Below are 11,097 nucleotides of genomic sequence, written 5' to 3'. Positions count from 1 at the left end.
CTTGTACAGGTATTTAGAAATCCTCAGAAACATTTTTAATTCGATACCGATGTTTTGCCTCTTACCAGCATCAGAGAAAAAGATAAGATCAGAAGTGCTGCATAGAACATTACACCGGAATCAAATCTATTATACAGGGACAGCCAGGTGTATACGAGCATTGATCCTGAAAACACTGCTAAAACTATAAGTCCGATATATTTTGCATCTACCATTTTTCATCACTCACTTTGTGTGTTATTGTACAACTTCGTTTTGTTCTTTAAGTTTAGATATCAGTTCACAGTACTGTAAATTTTTACCATTTTATCATAACCAGTCGAGAAGTTATAGTTTTGAATAAATAAACTGTTGATCAGTTATGATTTTGAACCTCGCCTATATTTTCTCAGATCCCTGAGAACTCCTTCAAGGTCAGATTTCATCAGTTTCAGATCCAGGTCTTCCCCTTTCATATCATCCATGAAATTGATCCTTTTCTCTTTCGAAACTACGATATCATTCTTTAGTGAAGCTAATAGGCTGTCACTTTCGTCACCAAACTTTATCTCCGCAGAATTGTCGTTAAACGAGAAACTATCTTCAACAGGTTCATTGTCCAGTCCCTCAATTTTAATCTCAAATTCATTTTCATTAAACATTGAATCCTTATCAAGTGATACATCGATCTCTGAAGAAATCTCACCAAAAAACGGTTCTGCCATATTAGCTTCAAGACCATTGGTTTTTAAAGTGCCTGCAGTAGACATTTTAGTTAGAAGGTCGTCATCAAAATCTAACTCGTCTTTTTTGGATTCGACTACTTGATCAAGGTTGTTAACTTTATTAGTTAAGCCAAATTTTGAGTCTGCTTCTTCTTTATCAGATAAAGAAACAAATTTTTCATTATCATGCTTATTCCTGCGAGATAAAGTGGATGAAAGAGATGAAATTTTATTGCGTAAGTTAACAAAAAGCTTCTGAATAGCATCTTTTGCTTTCAGGAATATTGTTTCCACTTTTTCAAGATTATTTTTGCTGGAGTTCTTATGGATTGAACTGGATTTTTTCTGGACTGCACTGGATTTTTTCCGACTTGAACCGGATTTTTTCCGGGATATGCCGCTAAGTTTTTTGCTGTACTCAGAAAAATGCTTCAAGCCCTCTGATCTTAATGTTTTTATTTTCTGGTTCAGGTCCGAAAAAAGCTTAACCTCTTCAAAATTGAATGAGGCTCCGCCTTTACTTTTATATCTATCATATAGAGTTGTTGTTCCCATTACAGCCAGAGTTACAAAAATACCTATGAAGACCGTAAAATTTGTTTCGTATATGGTTTTTAAATCCATATTTATACACCTGCTGCTAGATTATCAAGTGCGCCATTGAATGAAAAGGCCATTTCCACTAAAGGAGGAGTTATAATCATCAGTATCCCTGAGAGGATAAATATAGAAATACCGTAATAGACTGCTAAGTACATTGGTCCCCCTTTTACAGCAACAATTGCTAATATGTTAGCAAGAGTTAGAATAATAATTACTATTACAACAAACTGGCCAAGTAATTCGACAGGAACCCCGCCAAATATGCCTAAATTCATGCCACCCATGCCGCTGGGCATAAGATCTCCAAGTTCTCCGTTATTAGTCTCAAACTGGGCAAAAAGAGTCGATATGATAGTAGAAAAGATTGTCAGGATCTGCCCTATGAAAAGAAGAAGGGCAACCATTGCTACATGCAGAGGTATAACAAGACTGGTAAATCCTTTGGATACGCGTTCCCTTTTCATTCTTAGGAGAACCAGTTCAAGGTTGGATGAGCTCACAAGCTCTCCTACTACTCCTGCATTACCCCCGAAATTTACAGCATCTACAAAAACATTTGTAAATTTGTAGATCAAATAGCTGCCCGTCTCTCCGACAAATCTCTCCCAGCACAGTGTAGGGTCCAGCCCGGCTGCCAGTTTCTTGTAGAGCTCCTGACTCATTTCTTTAAGCTCTCCAAGGTTTTTTGGATCAATCTTTATAAGCGCTTTCGGAACTGTCAGACCGGAACCACTTACAATAGACCCTAAGCTACTTATAAAAGTTGTATAACATTCATCCCTTTTGTTAATTTTATCAATATCTCTATTTGCCGCAATTCCGACAGGCAACATAATAACTCCTGCAAGAATCATTCCGACTCCTTTAATATCAATGAAAAAATCAAATGAACCGATAAAAGCCGGTATAATGGTAAATATTATAACAGCCAGAGCGGATAGAACAAGTGTAAGAGGCATCCACTTATGGATGTATGCCTGCTCTTTTGATTTTATGCTTAAATCGTGGACTTTAGAATCTTTAGGAGAGGATGAAAAGAGTAATCCTACCCCAAGAAAAGCCATAAAAAATATAATAAACATTGTGGAATAAAGCGTATCCGCCGGGTCACCAATATTGTATAAAATTACTGAAAGTAATATAATTATAGCTACAAGGGATGTAGAGACAAGCAATGCTGTGTAAGCGTTTGACCATTCTTTGGTGGTTTCAAGTTCTCTTTCGAACTCATCTTTTCTTTTGGTCTTAAACAATTTCCATTCTTTGGTGAGAAATTCGTTATCAGGTTCTCCTGCAGCTATAGCGTTTGATAACCTGTTAAGAAGTTCCCGCATTCTTTCGTGACTTACTTTTGTGGATATGAGTTCACATGCATTGGCGTAATCATAGTGCCAGTTCTGGGCCAGTTCTCTAATTTGACCAAAGTATTTACTTGGACAATATTCTTTCTTATCAGATATGCTTGTGAATATTTTGTCTCTTGTCAGGTTGGCAGTTGAGATTGACGCCATATAAGTGAGAGAAAAAAGCAAATCATTACTCATATAGAGTTCTTTCTGGTAACTTCTGAGTTTACGAGAAAACCAGTCTAAAATGGAGTTCGAATTAGACCTTTTAGTTAAAACGTTTTTTGTTTCAGAGACTTCCATTCAGACCACCATTTAGAATTGAATCCTCAGCATGCCATGTTTTGTAATCTTTGCGACCGTATTGAAAAAGTCGTAGTAATTCACAATTCCTTCATTGCTTAATCTCTCCAGTATTTTTGCTCTTTTTTCAATTTCATCGTAAATTGCTTTCTTTTTCTTGCCAGGAATTCCAAGCCTTGTAGCAATTTTATTTTCAAGGATGTATGAACTTCCCATAGCACTGAAAATAAACGAGTCAGTAACAGGGTCCCAGGAAAAGGCTTCAATGAATGAAATTCCACCTTTATCCGGATTGTATCCGAGAACCTCATTTATACTGAGGACTCTTCTCACAAGTTTACCATCCGGTCTCCGGACCGCAGATTGGATTATGACAAAGTTGAGGTTATCCACATACGTTTTAGGAATGTTTATAGGGTCAGCTGTAAGTCTCTGGATCAATTTTTCTACGTTTGCAGCGTGGAAGGTTGACATGACGGGGTGCCCTGTCTGCATAGCCTGGAATGCCACATTTCCTTCAACACCTCGGATCTCTCCTACGAGGATGTAATTTGGCCTCTGCCTCAATGCTGCTTTAAGGAGGTCGAACATTGTAACATCCGAACCGCTACCCTCCCCTATTCCTCCGCCTCTTGTACTTCCTCTTGTTGTTTCTCTGGTCCAGTTTTTATGAGGAATCTGCAATTCAGGCGTATCTTCAATTGAAACCAGTTTAGAATCAGGATTTATAAATGCGGTAATACCATTCAATGTAGTTGTTTTTCCACTTGCGGTTTCGCCGCAGATAAAACCGCTCATTCCTTCGGAGATCAGGATCCACAGGTAAGCTGCCATCCTGTAATCCAGGGTTCCACCTTTTATAACCTGAAGGATACTGAACGGAATGTCAGCGAATTTTCGTATGGTGAAATTACTCCCGTTTTTACTGATATCGTCACCAAAAACAATATTAATTCTTGACCCGTCCGGGAGTGTGGAGTCCACTATAGGGTTTTTGAAAGTTATGGGCTTTCCGATCCTTTCTGCAAGCCTGATGATATACTGGTTGAGTGCATCATTGTCATTAAATTCAATAACACTTCTCAGACCCTTGAACACCTTATGTTCAATAAAAATAGGCCCCAGACCATTGCATGTAATATCTTCAATGTGATTGTCATGTATATAGGGGTCAAGAAACCCCACTCCGATTTTGTCCCTGAGAACTGAATATTTCAGCGCATCATACTGTTCTTTTGTCATGTACATACGATTTTTATCAGGATCATCCTTAGCTGGAAATAATCTGGACCCTAATAGTTTTTTGACGCCGGAAGTAGAATTATCAACATGCTTTTTATTGCCTATTATGCAAATAGCATCCAGAGATTCTTTCAGTATCCTTTCTTTTTCATCCAGATTTTCAGGATCAAACTCAATCCCTGTAAGATGATCTACAAGTTTTATTTCTATTTCTTTAATGAGCCGCCCAACACCGGTTAGAAGTATGGGCTCAATAGGAATATAGAAATCCCTTATGTCATTTTTGTTTGGATAAATGTGCACATAGATCTGGTCGTTGACCTTGTAGATCAGATTGGGGTCCTCTATATCGCCGTGTTTTGATTCCAGCTTGGGAACATATCTGGGTATACCCATTGTGTCTATGGGCAGGATATGAAGGTATTCCAGAAGATGAAGGTTGCTTTCAACCTCTTTTTTCATTTCCGGAGGGAGGAGCTTGTAAAGGTTGCATGTTTTAAGGTTTGAATGGTCATGCCCATCATATTTTTTTGGTTTAAACGGAAAATTGGTATATACCCCTGCATTAAGTGCACGGCCATCTTCAAGACTCAGCTTCTCTTCAATACTATCCATGTCAACCCCATACGCAACTAGTTACTTCAAATTTAATTATACTCTGGCCTGTGATATTGGAATTATCTTTAAGCCGAATCCAGGCTGGACTTCAAAACTCACTATATTGCCTGTGCTTTTCTTAGCCCCTCTTATTTTTGAAACTTCCATAACACTGATGTAGCGGTCAGTGAGCTGTTCTTTTCTCAGAAATAGATGACAATCACATGAGGACCGTATTCTGACAAGTGTGTCCTCTTTGAAAGCGTGTTGATGCAAAGTGATGAAGATTGTGTACCCTTTGTCACACAAATTTTTCAAACTTGTGAGGAATTCAAGTATATTATCCTCATCAGAGTAAGTCGTAAACATTGTGAGGGAGTCAATTATAATTACTTTTTCCTTAATACTTTTAATATGATTTGTAACAAGGTGCAGAGTTCCTTTCATTTGATCGGAAGTCCATTCGACACCTTCGAGATGAACCGGAAAAATCGTGAAATAGCCCCAGCTGTAAAAATCCGAGATATCGAGGCTCAGACTTTCCATTTGAGCCAGCATGCTTTTAACAGTATTCTCGGTTGAATAATAGGCTATCCTGTAAAGCTGATTCAATCCGCCATACACCATTTGCTGGCAGAATACACTCTTCCCGGTGTCGTTTTCGCCTTCAATGAGCACAAGAGAACCTAACGGGATGCCCTCACCTAATTTTTTATCGATTTCATCATTGCCACTTGAAATAATGCCTTTTTTATCCTCTGTTTGTCCCATTTTATTCACCTGCCACATGTTCTGCGGAAGAGACGATACCGTTTTCCGTGATAATTTTTACAATAAAACTGTCATCGGATTCAAGCTCAATTAATAATTCAATGTTAATACTTTCATGAGGGTCCAGAATACGAGGGTTTAGAAGATCATTATTATAGGTTATATCGTACTGAGATTCATTCAAATAGGACACCTGACCCTCTTTCACCAGGATAACATCCCATAGTCCAAAGTTACTTAATTTGGTTTCACCTGTATTTGCAACTGTGAAGCTGGTATGATTAGTTGAAACGTTAAACCGCATATTCTGTATTTCAATACTGGTTTGGAGCCTATCCATCATTGTTTGATGGGCTGAAACGTATCCGTTATAAGAAGATTCTACAAGATTATTAGCCCCCATTGTAATAGTACCTGCAACAACCAGAATCGTTCCGATCACAAAGAACGCGACGATTATTGTATCAAGGCCCATAATATCACACCGAGAACGTGTCTGATGTTGATACCCCATTGTAAAGGAAAAAGGTAATTTTATAAATGTCACTTGGCAGGGCATCAAGCTCTATTGCTGCCTTAATAGTTTCTCCACGATTCCAGGTGTCTCCGTCCCCATTTTCAAGAGTGTATTCCCAGGATGGATTTGAATCCGCTTCAAATCCAGGGTTCCAGTAGTTTGAAGAAGAAAGAATGAAGATGTCACAATATTGTAGCTGTGAAAGGGGTACATTTGATGACCCTACGTTTTTTATCCAGACGTAAATAGTATCAGTGTTCTCATCAGGGTAAATAAATATGATATCGACATCTGTTTTAAACTGATCTTCCATATTACGTGCAACGGAGCTATAAGATTCTGATAGACCATATACGGAAGGAAGTATGGCATTAACAAAAGTCACTGCAGCTATAACACTCACTATTACGAGTATTGCTGAAGTTATGACTTCCTTTGCCATGCGTTCTTCACCGTATCATTTTCATTCAGGACGTAATCCAGTACCTTTGAATCAAGAGACAGATCATCCGGATTAAGTATATGATAAAGTCTGTACAGATCCATTACTGCGTCATCGAGGTTGTTGTTTTTGGCAAGGATCTCAATGACCCTAAGAATAATATCCTTAATATCACAGGGAATATATCCCAGGAGAGAGAATACTTCAATCAATTCCTTTATGGCATCATGGTCATATTTCCCCACCATGTCCTTGCTCCAGACAATGGTCCTGTAAAAGGACAGGGGATCAATAAGTTTTGAATCATTCCTTTTAGGCAGTTTCTTAACAGCCTGCCTCATATCTTCAAAAGGATTTTTTGGAACCTGCTCCATTTCCAGATCCGTATCATCAGGCTCATCTTCTTTTACTTCTTCTTTTTTAGGATCTTCCTTCTTACCATCCTCAGCAGGTCTGGGATTTATTATGGCCCCGGAAATATTAGCAATACCCTGAATATTCTGGAAAGGGTTTTCAAGGACCCCCATCGTTTCCCTTATGTCCATAAGGAGATTTTTTATAGAGCCTTTGATCTCAGTTACCTCTTCTTCAAGATTTGCAACTTTGGATTCTATAGTGTCGCTTTCAGCTGTAGCCACAATTTTATCAATCATTGACTGGTCAAAGGATTCCCCACTCATCATATCACCAAAGCTATAGCATTTTCAAAAAAATAAATAATGGCACTCAGAAGAGTGTCATTATTACTTCTATTTTAGACGAGTGTCATTATTGCACTAATTGATGGAGGTGCCTGCCTGTGAATAGTATAGGTCGCTCCCTGAGGAGGTTTGATTTCAATCTGGAATTCGCTATTAGCGACTATATCGTTACCAGTTACATCAATCTGTATATCAAATTTTTCAAGCCTTTCCAGGATTAAATCACCGTTATCATTATAACTTGCTGTTACAGCGAAATTGGTATCTGCAACGGCAGTTTCAGGGGCATCAGGATCGAGTGTCAATTCAGTTGGTGCTACAGTTGGAGATGAATAAACTATAAGAGTTTTAGTCATATCAACTGGTGATCCGCCTGAAGTCAGTTGTAAGCATAAATTGATATTTTTAAGTTCTTTAGGATCAGCAACAGTATCACCTTCGGCAATTAGATCTCCACTCAGTTCAACACTGCTGCTTGCCTGCTGTACACCTGTATGTACAACTTCCTGACTCTTCTGGGTTGTATAGAATCCAGCTCCTAACATGACGTAGCTGAAAACTGCAGCTACGACGACGAAGGCTACCAGCACGATTGCTGCTTCAAGACCAGTAAAACCTTTTTCATTTTTGAGTAATTTATTCCACATTACAGATCACCTCAGTAAACCGGATAATGGTGTGTAGCGACAAGCGAAGCGGGCATTGTTCTCTGAATAGTAAGGACTGCGCCCTCTGGTGGCTTTAGCTGGATCTTGACAGCTTCGTTTGGTTCTGGTGGTGTAGTAGCACCAAGGGTATCCAAAGTAGCTACGATCTTATATTTTTCACCTTTTTCGAGCAGGTTGGCTGCGTGACCGGTCTCAAAAATCTTCGGGGTATAAACCCATCCATTAGCTCCAGCGTTGTACGCCTTCGTTACAAAATCGTCATTATCTGTATAGGTAATTACTGTCTTATCTAGGTCTACAGCTGTTCCACCAGCAGTGTTAGTTACATAAAATGTGATCACATTTGCCTGGTCGTTAACTGTTGATGTGACAATTACATCTCCAGAAGGTGCAATGCTGCTGCTTGCCTGCGTTACACCAGTGTGTACAACTTCCTGGCTTTTCTGAGTAGTATAGAACCCAGCTCCCAACATGACATAGCTGAAAACTGCAGCTACGACGACGAAGGCTACCAGCACGATTGCTGCTTCAAGCCCCGTAAACCCTTTTTCATCTTTAATTAATCGATTCCACATTATAAATCACCTCAATATAGTGTGACTATTATAACAGTAAATAGAATATCAGTTAATATTATAAATGTTTCGGCTGTTATAGGGTTAACTTTATATAAAATTTAATAAATAACAGAGGAACTTTTAAAAGATTTATATCTGCAGAAAGAGAATTTACGGATATTTTTTAGAGAATATTCAGGACAGGATTCAATTCAAATGATGTTGTTTTTTAGTTTAAATTCGATTTCGATGTAGGAAAAAGGTATTTATATTTAGCGTCATTACGAACAAAAAACATAAATTTTCTTTGGCATATAATTTAGTTAGTTTTTAATGAAAAAAATAAGAAAGTTCACAGGAAACTAATTATTAATATATAAATAATCTCATCTTTAAGCATTTAGAAAGGCAGTTGATTCTTTTTTTTCGTTATTGCCGCGACAGATAGACGGAAACCCTATAATTGAAGATAAATAAAAGAAGATTATCACAAAGATCAGATATATCCATTCACTTTTCTCTATAAAATAAAGAGTGCCGCAATTTATAGTCATGTATATGAAAATATAGAATTAGAGGCTTTTTTGCGTATGAACCCCCCACACGTTCCGTATTTGTTCTTCATAGGATACATTTGTCGATAGTTAAAATGGATAAGATGAATTGAAAAATGCCAGTATATGAATAAAACAATTTAAACAAAAAACGCACATGATATTCTTCGAATAACATGCCCAAAAAGATGAAAGTCCTTTTATACCTAACTTTTTTGTTTATTAACTCCATCATTACCTTAGGACAGTAAGGTTGTCTTTTCTTTGGTTCTGTGAAACCGTCAAAAAACTAATCAGCGAATTGCCATCGAAGGCCCAGATGTGACTTTGATTACGGATGCCAAATTGCCTTTGAGGCAATTCCACTGTCCTTGAAATGATGGAGTAATGTAAATTGGAAGGAGAAATAAACAAATCTTGTGGTTTAGACATTCACAAACATTTTGTCATTGCTACTATTCTCAGCAGATCCGGTGAAAAACAGCTACAACGTTTTGATAGAGATGATGATGGAATTTTAAACCTTAAAAATTGGGTGACATCAGAAGAATGTGATGTTGTTGCCTGTGAATCAACAAGTGACTTCTGGGTTCCGATTTATGAGTCATTGATAGATCATTTGCCTGTTATACCGGAGTTTATAAGATCTCATAAAAATCGTGGTACAGCTATGGATATTATGTAGGTCTAACAAGAAATTAATTAAGTTCCAAACTCGTTTCGTTCAATTTTGGCGTCACCACATATTGAACTAGCTCACCGATTGATACTTATATGATTTTCACCATATTATACTAAAGAAACCATAATAGGGCGTCTTGTTACAGAGATCCTGTGTTAGACCCCATATAGTGGGAAATTAACTATTTTTGTGCCACACCGATTTATTTAATTGGTTCTATATTTGTCGGTTTTATATTAAAATGCTTGGAATTGTTACCCAACATAATTAATTTTTTGTTAGACCCTAAGTAGATCATGTCGCTTGATGTGGCTTTATACTATAAAGTATAAACTCCGGTTATAGTTGGAAATGCGCGAGATATGAAAGCATTTACACATAAAAAGACCGATAAGATAGATTCGGAAGTCATTGCACAACTTGCATTGAATAAAATGATTCAACCGTCAAGAGTTTTTCCTAAAAAGCACAGGGAATTCAGGTCGTATGTCAGGCTCAGGTTAACTCTTGTAAGAAAAAGGACAGATATAAAAAATGAAGCTCATGCTATTCTTTCTTCTGAAATGTTACATCTAGGTGATGTGCTAACAGACATTTTCGGAAAAAATGGAAGAGCAATTCTATCAGGAATTTCTTCAGGAAAAAATATTGATCAGATTATAGAATCACTTTCTCCAAATGTTCGGAAGAAAGCTGGTCAGATAAGAGAGATTCTGGACAGAGAAATATCTCAGAGTGCTGCAATAAGGCTTCAGATGTGCCTGAACATTATAAAACATCTGGATGAAGAAATCGAAATTCTGGAAAGAGAAATTTTCAATTACGCTTATAGAAATCATAAACATGAAATGGAAATTTTAATGTCAGTCCCTGGGATTGGAGAACTGAGTGCGGCAACTTTAATTGCTGAGATAGGAAACTTCAAAGACTTTTCTTCAGGGGATAAACTTGCTTCATGGCTTGGGATAGTTCCGAATGTGTATCAATCTGCAGATAAATACCATAATGGAAGAATCACAAAGAGAGGATCAAAAGTAGCAAGGTGGATTATGACACAGATTGCTCAAGCAGCAGCAAGAAAGAAGAATAGCAGGTTAAAAGAGTTTTTTAACAGAAAAAAGAAGTCAATTGGATATGCAAAGGCGATTATTGCCCTGGCAAGGAAAATTGCAACGATAATATGGCATCTTATCACAAGTGATGAGATGTATGAAGATGAGACAGGGTATGAAAAGGGAGAAGTTCAAAAGAGAAAGATTGTTGAAACTGAAATATTTTCGGCTGATGAACGGATCAAAATAATTAGTGGAATATTCGCAATTATGGGAAAAGAAGACAGAGAGAGTACGTGAGGAAGATATCCTCATGTACTTTCATGCCAAATAAGTAAATAAATAACCTTCTAAAATC

Annotated in this window: 10 protein-coding genes and 2 pseudogenes; 2 read left to right on the top strand and 10 right to left on the bottom strand. The window is 37.6% G+C overall.

Going from position 1 to position 11,097, the window contains the following annotated elements; all coding sequences use genetic code 11:
• Positions 1 to 35 precede the first annotated feature (35 nt).
• The 10 genes from ACZ5A8_RS05890 to ACZ5A8_RS05845 all read right to left on the bottom strand — a co-directional run bounded on the left by ACZ5A8_RS05890 (position 36) and on the right by ACZ5A8_RS05845 (position 8,469).
• Positions 36 to 215 carry a hypothetical protein gene (locus ACZ5A8_RS05890; RefSeq protein WP_464532766.1) on the bottom strand — a complete coding sequence of 60 codons (180 nt, stop codon included), beginning with the start codon at positions 213 to 215 and terminating at the stop codon, positions 36 to 38.
• A 144-nt stretch (positions 216 to 359) separates the two neighbouring features.
• Positions 360 to 1,328 carry a hypothetical protein gene (locus tag ACZ5A8_RS05885; RefSeq protein WP_464532764.1) on the bottom strand — a complete coding sequence of 323 codons (969 nt, stop codon included), beginning with the start codon at positions 1,326 to 1,328 and terminating at the stop codon, positions 360 to 362.
• Between the two features lie 2 nt (positions 1,329 to 1,330).
• Complete coding sequence (flaJ, locus tag ACZ5A8_RS05880) at positions 1,331 to 2,956, bottom strand: archaellar assembly protein FlaJ (protein WP_229391836.1); 1,626 nt, start codon at positions 2,954 to 2,956, stop codon at positions 1,331 to 1,333.
• Positions 2,957 to 2,968: 12 nt separating this feature from the next.
• On the bottom strand, positions 2,969 to 4,813 hold the full coding sequence (locus ACZ5A8_RS05875) for a type II/IV secretion system ATPase subunit (protein WP_464532763.1): 1,845 nt from the start codon (positions 4,811 to 4,813) through the stop codon (positions 2,969 to 2,971).
• Between the two features lie 36 nt (positions 4,814 to 4,849).
• Positions 4,850 to 5,566, bottom strand: a complete 717-nt coding sequence (gene arlH, locus ACZ5A8_RS05870; protein ID WP_229391838.1) for an archaellum protein ArlH — start codon at positions 5,564 to 5,566, stop codon at positions 4,850 to 4,852.
• Between the two features lies 1 nt (position 5,567).
• A complete protein-coding gene (locus ACZ5A8_RS05865; protein ID WP_464532761.1) occupies positions 5,568 to 6,080 on the bottom strand; it encodes a flagellar protein FlaF in 513 nt (170 codons plus the stop codon).
• Entirely contained in the window at positions 6,046 to 6,525 is a 480-nt protein-coding gene (locus tag ACZ5A8_RS05860; RefSeq protein ID WP_464532760.1) for a hypothetical protein, read from the bottom strand. Before ACZ5A8_RS05860 ends, ACZ5A8_RS05865 begins: the two co-directional genes overlap by 35 nt.
• Positions 6,507 to 7,208 carry a hypothetical protein gene (locus ACZ5A8_RS05855; protein ID WP_464532758.1) on the bottom strand — a complete coding sequence of 234 codons (702 nt, stop codon included), beginning with the start codon at positions 7,206 to 7,208 and terminating at the stop codon, positions 6,507 to 6,509. Before ACZ5A8_RS05855 ends, ACZ5A8_RS05860 begins: the two co-directional genes overlap by 19 nt.
• 71 nt (positions 7,209 to 7,279) lie before the next feature.
• Positions 7,280 to 7,873 carry an archaellin/type IV pilin N-terminal domain-containing protein gene (locus ACZ5A8_RS05850; protein ID WP_464532757.1) on the bottom strand — a complete coding sequence of 198 codons (594 nt, stop codon included), beginning with the start codon at positions 7,871 to 7,873 and terminating at the stop codon, positions 7,280 to 7,282.
• An 11-nt stretch (positions 7,874 to 7,884) separates the two neighbouring features.
• Positions 7,885 to 8,469, bottom strand: coding sequence for an archaellin/type IV pilin N-terminal domain-containing protein (locus tag ACZ5A8_RS05845; protein WP_464532755.1), 585 nt, complete (start codon positions 8,467 to 8,469; stop codon positions 7,885 to 7,887).
• A gap of 930 nt (positions 8,470 to 9,399) precedes the next feature.
• On the opposite strand from ACZ5A8_RS05845, the pseudogene ACZ5A8_RS05840 reads away from it, so the two are divergent.
• Both ACZ5A8_RS05840 and ACZ5A8_RS05835 read left to right on the top strand, forming a co-directional pair.
• Positions 9,400 to 9,636, top strand: a pseudogene (locus tag ACZ5A8_RS05840) (IS110 family transposase); the annotation flags it as partial.
• A 386-nt stretch (positions 9,637 to 10,022) separates the two neighbouring features.
• Positions 10,023 to 11,039: pseudogene (locus tag ACZ5A8_RS05835) on the top strand (IS110 family RNA-guided transposase); the annotation flags it as partial.
• Positions 11,040 to 11,097: the final 58 nt, after the last annotated feature.

It is taken from the genome of Methanosarcina subterranea, from assembly GCF_055385895.1.
The sequence above is the reverse complement of the archived record's forward strand: the minus strand, read 5'-3'. Positions and strand labels throughout refer to the sequence as shown.

Coding starts and splice junctions, on each gene's coding strand:
- ACZ5A8_RS05890 (WP_464532766.1), bottom strand. CDS start 215: ATGGTAGATGCAAAATATATCGGACTTATAGTTTTAGCAGTGTTTTCA.
- ACZ5A8_RS05885 (WP_464532764.1), bottom strand. CDS start 1,328: ATGGATTTAAAAACCATATACGAAACAAATTTTACGGTCTTCATAGGT.
- flaJ (WP_229391836.1), bottom strand. CDS start 2,956: ATGGAAGTCTCTGAAACAAAAAACGTTTTAACTAAAAGGTCTAATTCG.
- ACZ5A8_RS05875 (WP_464532763.1), bottom strand. CDS start 4,813: ATGGATAGTATTGAAGAGAAGCTGAGTCTTGAAGATGGCCGTGCACTT.
- arlH (WP_229391838.1), bottom strand. CDS start 5,566: ATGGGACAAACAGAGGATAAAAAAGGCATTATTTCAAGTGGCAATGAT.
- ACZ5A8_RS05865 (WP_464532761.1), bottom strand. CDS start 6,080: ATGGGGTATCAACATCAGACACGTTCTCGGTGTGATATTATGGGCCTT.
- ACZ5A8_RS05860 (WP_464532760.1), bottom strand. CDS start 6,525: ATGGCAAAGGAAGTCATAACTTCAGCAATACTCGTAATAGTGAGTGTT.
- ACZ5A8_RS05855 (WP_464532758.1), bottom strand. CDS start 7,208: ATGATGAGTGGGGAATCCTTTGACCAGTCAATGATTGATAAAATTGTG.
- ACZ5A8_RS05850 (WP_464532757.1), bottom strand. CDS start 7,873: ATGTGGAATAAATTACTCAAAAATGAAAAAGGTTTTACTGGTCTTGAA.
- ACZ5A8_RS05845 (WP_464532755.1), bottom strand. CDS start 8,469: ATGTGGAATCGATTAATTAAAGATGAAAAAGGGTTTACGGGGCTTGAA.